Annotated in this window: 12 protein-coding genes and 2 pseudogenes; 6 read left to right on the forward strand and 8 right to left on the reverse strand. The window is 43.2% G+C overall.

Annotated features, from left to right (window positions below):
- Positions 1-14 precede the first annotated feature (14 nt).
- Together FGM00_RS01365 and FGM00_RS01370 are read right to left on the reverse strand one after the other, a co-directional pair.
- Complete coding sequence (locus FGM00_RS01365; protein ID WP_138851187.1) at positions 15-1,919, reverse strand: thrombospondin type 3 repeat-containing protein; 1,905 nt, start codon at positions 1,917-1,919, stop codon at positions 15-17.
- Positions 1,920-2,135: 216 nt separating this feature from the next.
- Positions 2,136-2,339 (reverse strand): annotated as a pseudogene (locus FGM00_RS01370) (TPM domain-containing protein); the annotation flags it as partial.
- A gap of 346 nt (positions 2,340-2,685) precedes the next feature.
- On the opposite strand from FGM00_RS01370, the gene FGM00_RS01375 reads away from it, so the two are divergent.
- The gene (locus tag FGM00_RS01375) at positions 2,686-4,623 is read left to right on the forward strand and encodes a thrombospondin type 3 repeat-containing protein (RefSeq protein WP_175416169.1); all 1,938 of its coding nucleotides are present in this window, start codon (positions 2,686-2,688) and stop codon (positions 4,621-4,623) included.
- A gap of 103 nt (positions 4,624-4,726) precedes the next feature.
- Here FGM00_RS01375 and FGM00_RS01380 read toward each other — a convergent pair whose 3' ends face one another.
- From FGM00_RS01380 to FGM00_RS01405, 6 genes are all read right to left on the reverse strand, one after another.
- A complete protein-coding gene (locus tag FGM00_RS01380) occupies positions 4,727-5,239 on the reverse strand; it encodes a TPM domain-containing protein (RefSeq protein WP_138851190.1) in 513 nt (170 codons plus the stop codon).
- Positions 5,240-5,287: 48 nt separating this feature from the next.
- Positions 5,288-6,088, reverse strand: a complete 801-nt coding sequence (locus FGM00_RS01385) for a TPM domain-containing protein (RefSeq protein ID WP_138851191.1) — start codon at positions 6,086-6,088, stop codon at positions 5,288-5,290.
- Entirely contained in the window at positions 6,069-6,506 is a 438-nt protein-coding gene (locus FGM00_RS01390; protein ID WP_138851192.1) for a TPM domain-containing protein, read from the reverse strand. The genes FGM00_RS01385 and FGM00_RS01390 overlap by 20 nt, the downstream gene beginning before the upstream one ends.
- Positions 6,507-6,514: 8 nt before the next feature.
- A complete protein-coding gene (locus FGM00_RS01395) occupies positions 6,515-7,114 on the reverse strand; it encodes a LemA family protein (RefSeq protein WP_138851193.1) in 600 nt (199 codons plus the stop codon).
- A 115-nt stretch (positions 7,115-7,229) separates the two neighbouring features.
- Complete coding sequence (locus tag FGM00_RS01400; protein WP_138851194.1) at positions 7,230-7,559, reverse strand: MerR family transcriptional regulator; 330 nt, start codon at positions 7,557-7,559, stop codon at positions 7,230-7,232.
- A gap of 5 nt (positions 7,560-7,564) precedes the next feature.
- Positions 7,565-8,542, reverse strand: a complete 978-nt coding sequence (locus FGM00_RS01405) for a M23 family metallopeptidase (RefSeq protein WP_138851195.1) — start codon at positions 8,540-8,542, stop codon at positions 7,565-7,567.
- Positions 8,543-8,642: 100 nt separating this feature from the next.
- Here FGM00_RS01405 and alaS point away from each other — a divergent pair, with 100 nt between their 5' ends.
- From alaS to FGM00_RS01430, 5 genes and pseudogenes are all read left to right on the forward strand, one after another.
- Positions 8,643-11,258 carry an alanine--tRNA ligase gene (alaS, locus tag FGM00_RS01410; protein ID WP_138851196.1) on the forward strand — a complete coding sequence of 872 codons (2,616 nt, stop codon included), beginning with the start codon at positions 8,643-8,645 and terminating at the stop codon, positions 11,256-11,258.
- A 239-nt stretch (positions 11,259-11,497) separates the two neighbouring features.
- Positions 11,498-12,468: pseudogene (locus tag FGM00_RS01415) on the forward strand (GSCFA domain-containing protein).
- Positions 12,468-13,082 carry a DUF4230 domain-containing protein gene (locus tag FGM00_RS01420; protein ID WP_138851197.1) on the forward strand — a complete coding sequence of 205 codons (615 nt, stop codon included), beginning with the start codon at positions 12,468-12,470 and terminating at the stop codon, positions 13,080-13,082. Before FGM00_RS01415 ends, FGM00_RS01420 begins: the two are co-directional and overlap by 1 nt.
- A 119-nt stretch (positions 13,083-13,201) precedes the next feature.
- On the forward strand, positions 13,202-13,903 hold the full coding sequence (gene tssD, locus FGM00_RS01425; RefSeq protein ID WP_138851198.1) for a type VI secretion system tube protein TssD: 702 nt from the start codon (positions 13,202-13,204) through the stop codon (positions 13,901-13,903).
- Positions 13,900-15,183 (forward strand): zinc metalloprotease, encoded by a 1,284-nt coding sequence (locus FGM00_RS01430; protein WP_138851199.1) that lies wholly within the window; start codon positions 13,900-13,902, stop codon positions 15,181-15,183. Before tssD ends, FGM00_RS01430 begins: the two co-directional genes overlap by 4 nt.
- The last annotated feature ends 6 nt before the right edge of the window (positions 15,184-15,189 follow it).

Genomic DNA, 15,189 nt, shown 5'->3' on the forward strand with positions numbered 1-15,189 from the left:
CGGTTATAGCCCTATTATTGGTCGCAATCTAAAGAGTAAACGGCAGCGCCAACCGACCAGGTAGCAGGAATAGCATCCAACTGGCTTTGGTTTACTTGAATACAATTCAGATTATTCTCAACAACGGTTAGGTTTTCCAGATTCGGCAGGGTCGATATGTCGAGTGAAGTTATGGGGTTATTTTCCAAGGTGATTGTCGAAAGGGCATCACTCTCAGAAATCAGTAGGGAATTCAAACCTGCATTTTGAACGACTATTTCGGTTAGGTTTTGATTTCCTCTCAGGGTAATATCCTGAATACCAAAGCTGGCAAACGCTTGGGGATTATAAAAAATACTTGTGACGCTTTCACAATTTACGATTTCCAAAGATCGTACTCCGGATATTCCAGTAAATTGGGAACAATTTTCAACTCTTACAGTGCCAAAAAAAGCATCGTCTATGCCCCCTAAAAATATCATAAGCGGATTATCGGTAAATACCAAATTATCATAGTCCGATTCCCGCATGAACATACTTGCAAGCTTTGGGCAATCGGTAATTATGGCATTTGCCACTCGGGAAGCATTATTTCCTATTTCCTCTATGTTTTCATGGGAATCAGCCAATAGTTCTTCGACCTGACTAACGTTCATATTGAACCTTTTTAAAAGCGGATGATTCCCCAGATCAATCGAGGTAGTGGTCATATTTGCTATAAACAAGGAGGTAAGCGATACAAAGTCCTCTAATCCGGTAAGGTCGGTCACATCGCTGTTTACGCCATTCAGGCCTAAATTCGTTACGGCAATAATATTTTCGGTAATTACATAATCGTCAAGAACATCGTCATAGCCCAAATCAATAAGTTGCTGCTCAAAGTTGTCGTCCGGTACAAAGGTTCGGGCCACCAATGAACAGCCTTCGTCATCTACCGGTTCTCCTTCCGGGGTTTCCGGGCATTGATCAATTAGGTCGGGAACGCCATCGCCATCCGTGTCCTTTTGATCGGCACTGCATCCCTTTTCGTCCACGGTCTCTCCCATTGGCGTATCGGCACATTCATCCAAGTCATCGGTAATTCCGTCGCCATCGCTATCTTTCTGGCTATCACTACATCCATTTTCATCGACTGTTTCTCCTTCCGGAGTGGCCTCGCAGGTATCGGAACTGTCGGGAACCCCATCGTTATCGGCATCTTTTTGACTATCGCTACAACCACTTTCGTCTACGATTTCTCCGCTTGGTGTTTCGGGACATTCGTCTAGGTTATCGGTAATCCCGTCACCATCGCTATCATCCCCTCTTTGGCCGTCACTGCATCCATTTTCGTCCACCGTTTCACCGTTTGGGGTATCAGGGCATTCGTCCAAGCTATCCGTAACACCATCGCCATCACTATCATTATTCACGCCCTCCGCACAGCCCTCTTCGTCTACGATTACTCCGGCAGGGGTATCGTTGCAATTGTCCGTGTCATCGGTTACCCCGTCGCCGTCAGAATCTTTCTGCGCTGAAGAACAACCTTGGGCATCGACCATTTGCCCGGATACCGTGTCATCACATAAATCGATGTCATCTGGAACCCCATCGGCATCGCTATCCATCTTTTCGAAATTCGCGGAAATATTCTTGTCGGCATTAAAAACTACTTTTATTGGATTTTGGTCGCCGGTAACGGCGCCACTCCAATTGATGAAAACATATCCTTCCGAGGGGGTAGCGGTCAAAGTAACCTCTTCTCCGGAATCGAAAGTTCCACTGGAAATGGATATTGTTCCACCTTCGGAAGGGGACACCGTAGTATTGAGATCGAATTGCGCGACTTCTTCGTCTTTTTCACAAGACCCGATAAAAAAGAGCATCAGTGCCAAGAGGCAAAATGCAACGCATTGTGTTACTTTTTTGTGGGCTGGGGGGGTTCGATAAATTTCGGGCATAGGTCACTGGATAGGGGTCGCAAGATAAATTTTAAGACCGTAAATGTGTGCTTTAATCGATAAAAAGTGCGTTCGTTGCGATGAACATAAAGATAATACCTTTTTTTAAATTCGATTTTAGAGGTATTTTATTGGAAGTGGGGATGGAAAAAATCCTTGCATTCGGAAGGAGTTCTAAACCGAAAATAGGAAGCGTAACACCAGCAAAAAACCAACTCAGAAATCTTCCCATTTATTGATTAACGAATCCAAACCCTGTGCTATTCCCTCATAGTACATGTCGTCTTTAAAACGGGGAATCATGGTCGTTTTTAAAACCTGCTTACAAATACTATCCGTCAAAATCTTTTCCGTGCCTAGACCGGTAGCGATACCTACTTGCCGCAACGGTTTGGATAGAACTATCATAAGGCCATTGTTCTTATCCTTTTTGACCTATGTCTCAATAATTGAAAATGTACTTTGCATACTCTCTAAATCAAGTAACGGAAATGTGAAATCATTGATGCCCAATAGCGAAAGTTCTGATACTCCATATAAATCGAAAAAGTAATTTAGATAGTCGATATTTTAGGCTATTTCGTCGATATTTACTTACGCAACCTATCTTTTTATCTTACTCTTAATAATACTTGAATTACCTAGCTTGGTAAAACCAATATTTGGCCGTTTTCATCACCGTCGATAATGATATGTTTAGTAAACTTTTGAGAAGCCCATATTTATGAAAAGACCGTTGTGCTACCCCTTAGTACTAATCTTAATTATGTGTTTACTTTTCTTCACTTGTAGCAAAGACGAAAAGGTTGAACAATTCAAAGTAAACGCATCGGCCAACCCAACAGAAGGTGGTACGGTTTCCCCTTTAGAAGGCACCTATGATTTAAGAAAAGAAGTCACTCTGACTGCCACGGCTTCAGAAGGGTTTCAGTTTAAAAATTGGAGTGGTGGTATCTCAGAAAATAACAATCCAATAACTGTAGAAATAACCGCCAACATATCAATCATCGCTAATTTTGAGAGATCAGACTCTGATGGAGACGGCGTGACCGATGATGTGGACCAATGTGAGGATACGGCAATTGGGCAAACCGTAGACTCCCAAGGCTGTTCCGGGGCGCAAAAAGATTCCGATGGAGATGGTGTAACGGATGAAAAGGATAATTGTAACAATACGCCCTCGGGGGTTATTGTAGGAGAAGATGGTTGCCAAGAGGTCGAAAATGATGATACTGATGATGACGGAATACCAAACACCTTAGATACTTGCCCGGATACTCCAGATGGGCAGATCGTTGATGAAAACGGTTGTAGTGATAACCAACGAGGTGAAGATAGTGATGGCGATGGTGTTGCGGATAACTTGGACGAATGCCCAGATACACCTAGCGGTGAGGACGTCAATACCGCTGGTTGTGGTGACAGTCAACAAGATGACGATAAGGACGGCGTTCCAGACAGTTCCGATAATTGTGAGGCCACTCCAGCTGGAGAATCGGTGGATGTCGATGGCTGTTCAGATTCCCAAAAAGATAGTGATGGCGATGGTATAACTGATAATCGGGATAGTTGTCCCGGTACTGAAAGTGGTATGACCGTTAATTCACAAGGGTGTTCCTCCGCACAAAGGGATACCGACAATGACGGTGTAACCGATGATGTGGATCTATGTCCTGAAACTACCACTGGTGAAAGTGTAGATATAGATGGTTGTTCGGATACCCAAAAAGATAGCGATGGAGACGGTGTTAATGATAGTTTGGATCAATGTCCTGAAACTTCAACCGGGGATAGCGTAGACGAGGAGGGCTGTACCTTGGCAGCAAGAACCTTTGTTCCCGATGATGCTTTTGAACAGCAGTTGATTGATTTGGGTTACGATGATATTTTGGACGACTACGTTTTGACTGAAAATATTAACACCGTTACATCCTTAGAAATTGTTGGCACCAATGATGGAATGGATTTGACAGGTTTACAAGGTTTTTCGAGAATAGTATCCTTGCGAATTGGCGGAAACGTTGGGAGTATCAATCTATCTAATCATCCTCTGTTAGAATCTTTTATCGTGGAGTTTGGCGAAGTTGAAGAATTAGCAGCAATTTCTCATCCCAACATAAAAGAATTTACGCTATTTAACGGAACAATAAATAATACGGTACTTGAGGATTGCGCGAATTTGGCAGTTTTTTTTAATCAAGATGCGTATTATGATAATATCATAATATCGAATTTGCCATTGTTGACATTTGTTGGCGGTCTAGATATAAGTTTTCAAAATCTTCGAATTGAGAATTGTCCTCAACTCAATGGAGTGGGTGGAGTTAATGGTGGTTATGGCGATTTAGAGATAATCAATTGCGTAAATTTAGAAAGAATTGGTTTTATAAGTGGTGGACTGAATAGTTCAGTTCGAAACTTAACTTTAGAGAAAAATGATAACTTGACCTCTGTTATGGTTACCTATGATAGATTTCAGTCTTTGGATATCTCAGCTAACAACAGCATAACCAATCTTAACATTCAGAGCAATTCTCTTACCTCACTTTATGTAGGTCAGAATACGAATTTAATTAATCTGAATGTCCAAGGAGATAATTTAGATTGTATAGGTGTAAATGAAGAACAGCTGAATAATGTGCCGGAAACTTGGTCTGTGGGCGCAAATACGACGTATTCTTTAAACTGTTTAATTGATAACTGATTTAATGCCTTAATTGTATATAGGATTGAGGCGAGCTTGGAATTTCAGCAATAAGCACTATTGCTCTAGAACTCTAAAATGTAAAATTCAAATACTATAGGCCTCATTGGTTCCAATTAACAATCAAGGAATCAATTCCGTTTGAAATGCCTTTGAAATACAGAGCTTCTTTAAAATTCGAAATCATAGTAGTGTTTATAACTTGACTGCAAATACTATCCGTCAAAATCTTTTCCGTGACTAGACTGGTAGCGATACCTACTTGCCGCAACGGTTTGGATAGTACTATCATAAGGCCATTGTTCTTATCCTTCTGACCAACACCCCAATAGTTGGACAAATCGGTGGCGTATTTTTGAATATCGGAATAGGGAGCGATGGAGTCGATGCTGACAAAGACGATTTGATGGCTCGTGGCAATTTCATAATCGTACAGTTTTTTGGAAAGGACTGCCTCTTCTTCCTTTGAAAAAATAGCGGAGTAATCGTTAACGATAGTTCCGTTTTCATTGGCGGGGAAAAGTTGCTCGTCGGTAGTGCGTCCCTGTTTTGATTTGCAGCCCGCGATAAGTAAGGCCAAGACAAAAAGGAATATCCGAAGGATTTTAAGAATCATGGTCTTAAACCGATTTTATATTTGAAACTTTAGTTCAAATTTATTAAACTACCATCCTCCAGAGGCGCCACCACCACCGAAGCCCCCGCCGCCAAAACCTCCTCCGAAGCCACCACCTGAACCTCCACCGAATCCGCCGCCGCTTCCGCCAAAACCTCCAGAACCACTACTACGACCCATATTGCTGAGAATGATAATATCCCAAAGGTCAAGACCTGAAGACCTTCTACCGCCATTACGACCGCCTCCCCTTCGATTTCTACGGGATAGGATAATCAGAATGATAAAAAAGATGATAAAAGGCAGAAAGGGCGCGAGGGAAAAACCGTTGCCATTTTCGAAAGATCGGTCTTCATTGAACTCACCGTTCAATGCCTCGAAAATAGCATCCGACCCTGCATCGAGGCCTCCGTAATAATTGTTCTGTTTGAATTGGGGAATGATAATGTTTTGTATGATTCTTCGTGACATGGCATCCGTCAAGGCGCCTTCTACCCCATAACCCGTGCTGATTGCTATCCTACGGTCGTTGCGGGCGAGAAGCACCAGCACACCATTATCTTTCCCGTCTTGTCCGATACCCCACTTTTGGCCCCATTGTGCCCCTAGGTAATCGATGTCTTCGCCTTTGGTAGATGCGATGATGGCGACCACGATTTGGGTCGAAGTACTGTCGGAATATCGAATCAATTTTTGCTCAAGACGCTGCTTTTGATTCTCGGACAAGAGGTTTACATAATCGTAAACGCTGGTCTGCAGTTTAGGTTTTTCCGGAATGGTGTATTGCGCAAAACCAAAGCTCAGCCCACAGAGTAGAAAGCATATCAGGCTAGCTTTTTGAAATTTCATTGCTCAGTTCATTTGTATCGCCATGTCGCCATGGAAAATAGGTTTCCAGCTCTTTTCCGGCCATAAGCACGCCGTCTATGATGCCCTCTTTATAATCCCCTTTTTTAAAGTGGGCCTGTATGGTGTCCTTTGAGCGGTCCCAAAAGTTATCGGGCACAACCTTATCGATTCCACGGTCCCCGTAAATAGCGAACTTTCTATCGTTTACCGCCACATAAATGAGCACCCCGTTTTCGTCTTTGGTATTATCCATTTTCAATAAATGGAAGACTTCCTTGGCACGTTCAAAATGGTCTAATCGGGTATGTGATTCGATATGTACACGAATTTCACCTGAGGTCTTTTTCTCCGCCTTCAGAATAGCCTGGACAATTTCCTGTTCGTCGTCGGGCGTTAAAAAATCCTCTACTCTTGACATTGTAACGACTAGTTGAAGTCAAAGTCTACGTCCGGGGCGTTTTCAGAACCGGCATCGGCATTGTAACGGGCCATTTCATCAAAGCCGAACACCCCGGCCAATAATTTACCCGGAAATTTGGTAGTATGTATGTCGTAGATATTTACTTTCTCGTTATATCGGTTGCGTTCAACATTTATTCGGTTTTCGGTACCTTCTAATTGTGATTGCAGTTCCAAGAAGTTCTGGTTTGCCTTTAGGTCGGGATACCGTTCTACAACGACCATAAGTTTGCTTAAAGCGCCGGTTAGCCCGCTTTGTGCCTCTTGAAAGGCGGCCATTTTCTCGGGAGTTAGGTTCCCAGCATCGATATTGGTAGCCGTGGCCTTGGCACGGGCCTCTATAACATCCGTTAAGGTACCTCGTTCAAAATCAGCGGCGCCCTGAACGGTCTTGACCAAATTCCCGATAAGGTCGTTTCTACGTTGGTAGGCACTTTCTACATTAGACCATGCGGTCTTGGCATCCGCCTCGTATTCTACGGCAGTATTATTAAATCCTACGGCCCATTGGTACAATGCGACACCGAGGACGGCTACGATGATCAATACGATTAATCCTTTTTTCATGATAGTGTAAATTTAATGTCATTCCTGCAATGGCAAGAATATGGAAATGGTTGATTATTACGTGTTCTTTGCTGTATTTAAGTGGATTCGTTCACCTTTACATTACACCCAAATCTCAAAGTTGGTCTTTGATTCTGGTGAGTTCAGTTTTGACCCGTTCCAGTTTTTGGATCAATTCAAAATTGCTAAGCGTTTTGCGTTTGTTCTCTTTTAAATGGATTTTCGCACCTTCCAAGGTGAACCCTCTTTCCTTGACCAGGTGAAATATCAATTTGAGATTGGTAATATCCTGAGGGGTGAATTTTCGGTTGCCTTTGGCGTTTTTCTTCGGTTTTAATACATCGAATTCCTTTTCCCAAAATCGGATAAGAGAGGTATTCACATCGAAGGCCCTGGCGACTTCACCGATACCATAATACAGTTTTTCTGGAAGTTCTACTTGCATTAGTGCTAATCTAGGGATTGATTTTCTTGTGAAGCGTATTTCAACATGTTTTCGAATTCCTTGGCCGATAAACTACCGTAATAGAAATTAATTGGGTTGATGCGTTCTCCGTCTTTCCATACCTCGTAATGCAGGTGCGGGGCTTCCGATCGCCCGGTACTGCCTACGAAACCGATAAGATCGCCACGTTTTACCTTTTGGCCTTTCTTTACATTGTAGTTGCTCATATGGGCATAAAGACTCATATAACCGTAACCGTGATCGATACGAATGTGTTTACCATATCCTGAAGAATTATTATCGGCCCGTTTTACCTTGCCATCACCTGTGGCGTAGATAGGGGTGCCCTTGGCAGCTGAAAAATCCATTCCCCTGTGCATCTTACGTGCTTTGGTGAACGGATCGGAGCGCCATCCAAAACCCGATGCCATATGCCTTAGGTTTTCATTGCTTACGGGTTGAATGGCCGGTATCGCCATCAATAGCTTTTCCTTTTCTTCGGCCAGTTTGGCAATCTCGTCCAATGACTTGGATTGTATCGCCATTTGTTTTTTGATGATATCCAACCGTTTTGTGGTCGAGATGATCATTTCCGAATTGTTGAAACCTTCAAGCGATTTGTAACGGTTTATTCCTCCGAAACCCGCACGGCGTTGTTCCTCCGGAATGGGATTGGCCTCGAAATACAATCGGTAAATGTTGTTGTCACGTTCCTCTACGTTGGCGAGTACCTCCTCCATCTGCTCCATCTTCTTGTTTAGGAGTTCGAATTGAAGTTCGTAATTGTTCACCTCTCGACGTAACGAAAGTTCGGCCGGAGTATTGATGAGGTTGGTGTTCAAAAGAAAAACCAGTGAAACCAAGCCGAAGAGGGCGGCTCCGAGAACGAACAATCCGATATTTCTGTAGCGGCGCGATTTTTTCGGCTCTATCTTTCTGTATGAAAGCGTGTCGGGATCGTAATAGTACTTAACCTTAGACATGAATGTATTTTATCCTATTTTTGTTCCACTTTAACAGAACAAACAAATATAAAAATTGTTTTGTATAAACCGTTAAAATTAGCAAAACCTTACCGAATTCATGACTTCTAACGATATAAGGGATCGATTTCTAAATTTTTTTAAGGAAAAGCAGCACAAGATAGTTGCTTCAGCCCCGATGGTCATTAAAGATGATCCCACGCTGATGTTTACAAATGCCGGCATGAATCAGTTCAAGGAATTCTTTCTGGGCATCAATGAGGCGAAGTACCCGCGGGTGACCGATTCCCAAAAGTGTTTGCGGGTAAGTGGTAAGCATAACGATTTGGAGGAAGTGGGCAAGGATACCTATCATCACACCATGTTCGAAATGTTGGGAAACTGGAGTTTCGGGGATTATTTCAAGGAAGAGGCCATCCAATGGGCGTGGGAACTGTTAACGGAAGAATTGAAGATAGATAAAGACAGTTTGTATGTTTCCGTCTTTGAAGGTAGCAATGATGCCGATAAGCTCGCTATGGATACCGAAGCCTTTGAACTTTGGAAGGCGATCGTACCGGAAGACCGGATCATCTTGGGGAATAAGAAAGACAATTTTTGGGAAATGGGCGATCAGGGACCCTGCGGACCCTGTTCCGAAATTCATGTCGACATTCGTTCTGCGGAAGAGAAAGTAAAAGTTTCGGGAGCGTCATTGGTGAATGCAGACCATCCGCTAGTGGTGGAAATATGGAACCTCGTATTTATGCAATACAACCGAAAGGCCGATGGAAGCCTCGAATCTCTCCCCGCCAAACATGTAGATACGGGCATGGGCTTCGAACGCTTGTGTATGGTATTGCAAGGCGTTCAATCAAATTATGATACCGATGTGTTCACGCCGCTTATCCGGGAAATAGAAACGATTACCAACAGCAAATACGGCAAATCGGAAGATGTCGATATCGCCATTCGTGTCATTGCCGACCATATTCGCGCCGTGTCGTTTTCGATTGCGGACGGACAATTGCCCAGTAACACAGGAGCCGGATATGTAATTCGTCGAATTTTGAGACGGGCCATTCGCTATGGCTTTACTTTTTTGGATACTAAAACGCCTTTCATGTATCGCTTGGTCACGGTATTGACCGATACCATGGGCAAAGCCTTTCCTGAGTTGAAGGAGCAACATCAATTGATTGAAAACGTTATCAAGGAAGAGGAACATTCGTTCTTAAACACCTTGGATCAAGGTCTGGTGTTGTTAGATACCATTGTTCAGAAAACAAAAGGGCAAGTAGTCGATGGCCGAAAAGCCTTTGAGCTTTATGATACTTACGGGTTTCCGATAGACCTTACCGCCCTTATTTTAGGCGAAAAAGGGCTGTCGTTGGATGAAAATGGATTTAACGTCGCCATGCAGGAACAGAAAGACCGTTCGCGGTCGGCATCCGAAATTTCAAAAGAGGATTGGATTGTGCTGACCGATGATACCGAACAGGAGTTCTTGGGTTACGACCTTTTGGAAGCGAAGGTAAAATTGGTCAAATACCGAAAAGTAACTTCAAAAAAATCCGGTGAACAGTACCAGATGGTCTTCAATGTAACTCCGTTTTATCCCGAGGGCGGTGGTCAAGTAGGGGACAAGGGCTATTTGGAAGTCCCCAATGGGGATGTGGTGTACATTGTCGATACCAAAAGGGAGAACAACGAAATCGTGCACTTTGCGGGAAGCTTGCCCAAACACCTGAATGAGACCTTTACCGCGGTAGTCGATAAAAAACAACGCCAACGTACGGAAGCCAACCACACGGCTACCCACTTGTTGCACCAAGCCCTTCGTGAAATCTTGGGAACCCATGTGGAGCAAAAGGGGTCGGCGGTACACTCCAAATATTTACGGTTCGATTTTTCGCATTTCTCGAAAATGACACCCGAGGAGCTGCATGCTGTGGAGAATTTTGTAAATGCACGAATCGCTGGGCAGTTGCCTTTTCAGGAAAAGCGCAATGTTCCTATGAAAGAAGCGCTGGCAGATGGTGCCATGGCGCTTTTCGGGGAAAAATACGGCGATACGGTACGCACCGTTCGTTTTGGGCAATCGATAGAACTATGCGGTGGTACCCATGTAAGCAATACCGGTGATATTTGGCACTTTAAGATCAAATCAGAAGGGGCCGTAGCAGCGGGTATCCGAAGAATAGAGGCGATTACCTCCGATGCCGTAAAGAATTTCTATGCTGAAAACGACCGTATGCTTTATGAAATCAAAGGAGCCTTGAACAATGCCCAAGACCCTTTAAAATCGGTACTGTCTTTACAAGAAGAGAATGCAAGGCTGAAAAAAGAAGTCGAGGGATTACTCAAAGACAAGGCGAAAAACCTAAAAGGGGATTTGTTGAAAGAGCTGGAAGAACACAACGGTGTACGATTCCTAGCTAAAATGGTAGATTTGGATGCAGGCGGTATCAAAGACCTTTGCTTCAAAATGGGGAACCAACATCAAGATTTATTCCTCGTTTTTGGATCGGAACAAAACGGCAAAGCCATCCTCTCGTGTTATATTTCAAAAGAGGTGGTCGCAAGTAAAGATTTAAATGCCGGAACCATCGTTCGCGAACTCGGAAAATACATTCAAGGCGGCGGCGGCGGACAGCCCTTTTTCGCAACTGCGGGCGGTAAGAACCCTGGAGGTATTGCCGAGGCGTTGGAAAAGGCGAGGGGGTATTTGAAATAGAAATAAGCCAAAAGGAAAAAATGTTAAGGGCTCCTTCCCTCATACAAGGGGAGGTGGATTCATTCCAAAGGAATGAAAACGGAGGGGTTGAAAGCCCGAGCCGTAGGGCATGCAATTCAAGTTCAGGAATAGAGACCAAGCCGGGATTTTCATACTCACCCTCAAGCCAAAACACAAAACCTCCTCTCATCTGAGGGGAGGAGCTGAACATAACTACGAACGAACAACAAACCACAATTGTGAACCTCCAAACCAAAATCCCTTTTACAAGAGCAGCGAACCCGATTGACTACACTAGTCAGATTTTGCTTTTGGGTTCATGTTTCTCGGAAAATATTGGGGAGAAATTGACGTATTTCAAGTTCCAAAACCTTCAAAATCCTTTTGGAATACTGTTTCATCCATTGGCCATATAAACCTCGTGACAAGAGCGGTCGAAAAACGAAACTATACAAAAGATGAGGTGTTGTTTCAAAACGAGCGCTGGCATTGTTTTGATGCGCATTCTGGATTAAGCGATACCTCCAAAGAAAAGTTACTTGAAAAATTGAATTTTGGTATAAAGTGCACTTTGGAACAAATCACGAACGCAACGCATATTGTAATTACTTTGGGCACTTCCTGGGTCTATAGAAAAAAAGATACCAGTGTCGTTGTCGCCAATTGCCATAAAGTACCACAAAAAGAATTTGTGAAAGAACTACTATCCATAGATGCCATTTTAAAAAGCGTAAAGAATACCGTTCGAACCATTCAAGAGGCCAATGAAAAAGCACAGTTGGTCTTTACGGTTTCTCCTGTCCGCCATTTAAAAGAGGGTTTCGTTGAAAACCAAAGAAGTAAATCCCATTTGATAGCTGCAATTCATGAGGCAATGTCTCCTCGAGCGCAGTCGAGAGGTCTTTCGTACTTCGAGAGTTATGAACTCCTAATGGATGAACTGCGCGATTACCGTTTTTATGAAGCGGATATGGTACATCCGAACCAACTGGCAATCGATTACATCTGGGAAAAGTTCAAAGAGGTATGGATTTCCGAATTGGCCGTCAAAACCATGAACAAGGTCGAGGAAATTCAAAAGGGATTAGCGCACCGCCCGTTTCATAGTGATTCCGTGCACCATAAGGAGTTTCGAAAGTCCCTCGGAAGGAAAATTGCGTATCTTCAGCAGGAGTATGATTTTATGAAGTTTGGTTTTCAAGACATATAATGAAAAAAGTTCTAGCAGGCGTCTTAATCACATTGGCAGCGGTATTTATCTTCCGTTCGTGTAACGATGACAAGAAGGAGAAGTCGATTCTCGAGGAAAATTCGATGTTGATACAACAACAAATCGAAAACGTGTCGAAATTGGTGGTGACCGAAGGGCACTTTGCCGAAGTATACAATTATAGGGATTCCAAACAGCTCTTCGGGTATTTGATAGCGGCGGATAAAAAAGCCTTGGTCGTTGTAAATGCCGAGGTGACCGTGGCGTACGATTTAAGCCAAATCGAATTCGAGCTAGACGAACAGGCGAGGACACTGCATATCAAAAGCCTTCCCGAACCGGAAATAAAGATCAATCCCGATTTTGAGTACTACGACGTTACGGCCGATTACCTGAATCCGTTCGAAGCGACGGATTACAACAAAATCAAGAAGAATGTCAACGCCTCTCTGATGAGAAAAGTGGAGGCTTCTTCATTGAAAAGCAATGCGCAAAATCGATTGATCAGCGAGTTGCAAAAATTCTATATTTTGACGAGTTCCATGGGGTGGACACTCACTTATAACGATGAGGTGGTACGTGAGGATTTTCCGCTTCTATTGGAAAAAGACTGATTTCAATCCCGTTGAATAGCTTTTCCTAGTTAAGTTTTCTGAACGAATACTATTTTGGATATTTTCGCAGTTAGTATAGAAGTTGTAATTTGATAACGTAATTTTCCGATACGAGTCACATGAGTTTTCTTGCAAAATTATTTATCAATCGGCGGGTGATCAACGTTCTAGATACGAACATACGGTTCTACCAGCAAGTCAATCCCGATAACTTCAAGCCTGCCGCACTACCCATGGGTGGAGTATTCAATCTGACCATTGAGGCGGATGGCAATACCGATTTATTGGGTCTCGCCCTTTCTCCGGATACCATGTGCGAGGGGTATATTCGTTTTTACAAGCGGGACGGGATGACCCGGATGCGGGATTACGAATTTTTCGACACTCATATCGTAAGCTACCAGCGCAATTTCGAGGGCTATTATGGCAAGGTCACTACGGACCATTACGTGCTTTCGCCGGGTATTTTACGAATCGGGGATATGGTATTGGAAAAGTGGTGGAAAGTCTCGGACTTGGCGGTCAAGGATGCGCCGGCGCCACCTCCCGAACCTAAAAAGAAGCCCGTAGTCAAAGATTATTTTATCACCGACAAGGATGGGAACCGCATCGAAGAGACTAAGATAGGAGAGATGATTACCTTGAACATAAGCACACAGGATATGATTGGTGAGACGATGACGATAAATCTAAGCGACCCGACAGCCGATTTTATGTATAATGGAATGGTACTGGAAGACGATACCTTAAAAGATTTGATGGTAACTAAGAATATGGAAAAAATTAAGTTGAAAGTAGTGGAACCGCAACCCAAAGAATGATGGAAAATTCGTTTAAATTGGAAGTTGCTGGGCAAACCAAGACCTTAAGCGTTACCGTGGTACCGGAACCGAAGGTATTAGTCCATTTTAGACCCAATAGCCAATGGAAGGGTGAATTTGGTTTCGATTGGATACGAATGAAGGACACTTCTTTATTCGGGGACAATATCTATGAGGATATCGTTAGCAAGCAATATTCGGATAGTAAACATACCAAATTGGAGAAAGATAGTAATGAAAGCAAGGGCTTTTTTAAAAAGAACGAAAAACTTTTTAAATCCTTAACGAAAAAGTATGATACTTTCTCGGCTCCTTGGGCCATAAAAAATAAAAAAGGAGAAACAATCCCAGAGGATGTTAATGTTCCATGGTTGTCACTTGCTAAAGGAAAAGAGGCTAAACTGACTTTAATGCTGGAAATCGAGGAGGAGGCCGATTACTTGGAATTCGAGGATAATGAACATTTTGAAATCACGCCTAAAGTAACGGATATAAGTGGAAAAAAGGGCAAGTTGGAACTGAAGGATAGCCTAACGGTCAAGTGCATCAAAGAATTCGGTAGCGATCAATTGTTAACGGTGAAGTCGTATAAAAAGATGCCCTCTACAGGAGAACTGTTGGATCAGGAAGCGGGAAAATTGAAATCTTGGGCGAACGATGCCGCCAAACAGAAAAAGAAGAAGGTGGTGTTCGTAGAAGTAAAGACACCTCCGATTTCCCAAAAGAAAGAACAAAAAGCTGATGCAACCAATGAAAAGAACCGCATCAATAAATACCTGAACCAGGCCTTTATCGCATTGGACAAGGACTCGGATATCGTCGAATTGGATATCACGACGGATGCTGATTTTTTGAAATTCGTCACATCTAAAAGCATTGACTACAACAACACCACGGATAAGGAAAAATTGCATGATTTTTTAAAGGAAAAACTGAAAAAAGATTTCAAGGATGGTTATAAAGACCATTTTAAGGCTTTTTATTTTGCGGAACCTGGCGGTACATCCGGTGGTTTAAGTGGCTATTCCCAACCGGGAGCAGGGTATGTCGTGGTATTCAAATCGGCCAACGAACAAACCGCTTCACACGAATTTTTACACGCTTTGCATCTAGCACATTCCTTTGCCAATAGCGAAGCGGACAAAAATGCCGAATTTACCTATGCGTATACAAAGACGGATAATTTATTGGACTATAGCCACCATCTTCCCGGGCATAAAAATGACCGATGTAGTCTATGGTACTGGCAGTGGGTCAAGGCGAACAATTCAATTACATAAGACGGC

The organism is Aggregatimonas sangjinii (genome assembly GCF_005943945.1).
Lineage (GTDB): Bacteria > Bacteroidota > Bacteroidia > Flavobacteriales > Flavobacteriaceae > Pelagihabitans > Pelagihabitans sangjinii.

Bases quoted from the DNA above. Each gene is read 5' to 3' on its own strand.
- FGM00_RS01385 (WP_138851191.1), bottom strand. From the start codon at position 6,088: ATGAAATTTCAAAAAGCTAGCCTGATATGCTTTCTACTCTGTGGGCTG.
- FGM00_RS01405 (WP_138851195.1), bottom strand. From the start codon at position 8,542: ATGTCTAAGGTTAAGTACTATTACGATCCCGACACGCTTTCATACAGA.
- FGM00_RS01420 (WP_138851197.1), top strand. From the start codon at position 12,468: ATGAAAAAAGTTCTAGCAGGCGTCTTAATCACATTGGCAGCGGTATTT.
- FGM00_RS01365 (WP_138851187.1), bottom strand. From the start codon at position 1,919: ATGCCCGAAATTTATCGAACCCCCCCAGCCCACAAAAAAGTAACACAA.
- tssD (WP_138851198.1), top strand. From the start codon at position 13,202: ATGAGTTTTCTTGCAAAATTATTTATCAATCGGCGGGTGATCAACGTT.
- FGM00_RS01395 (WP_138851193.1), bottom strand. From the start codon at position 7,114: ATGAAAAAAGGATTAATCGTATTGATCATCGTAGCCGTCCTCGGTGTC.
- FGM00_RS01390 (WP_138851192.1), bottom strand. From the start codon at position 6,506: ATGTCAAGAGTAGAGGATTTTTTAACGCCCGACGACGAACAGGAAATT.
- FGM00_RS01430 (WP_138851199.1), top strand. From the start codon at position 13,900: ATGATGGAAAATTCGTTTAAATTGGAAGTTGCTGGGCAAACCAAGACC.
- FGM00_RS01400 (WP_138851194.1), bottom strand. From the start codon at position 7,559: ATGCAAGTAGAACTTCCAGAAAAACTGTATTATGGTATCGGTGAAGTC.
- FGM00_RS01380 (WP_138851190.1), bottom strand. From the start codon at position 5,239: ATGATTCTTAAAATCCTTCGGATATTCCTTTTTGTCTTGGCCTTACTT.
- FGM00_RS01375 (WP_175416169.1), top strand. From the start codon at position 2,686: ATGTGTTTACTTTTCTTCACTTGTAGCAAAGACGAAAAGGTTGAACAA.
- alaS (WP_138851196.1), top strand. From the start codon at position 8,643: ATGACTTCTAACGATATAAGGGATCGATTTCTAAATTTTTTTAAGGAA.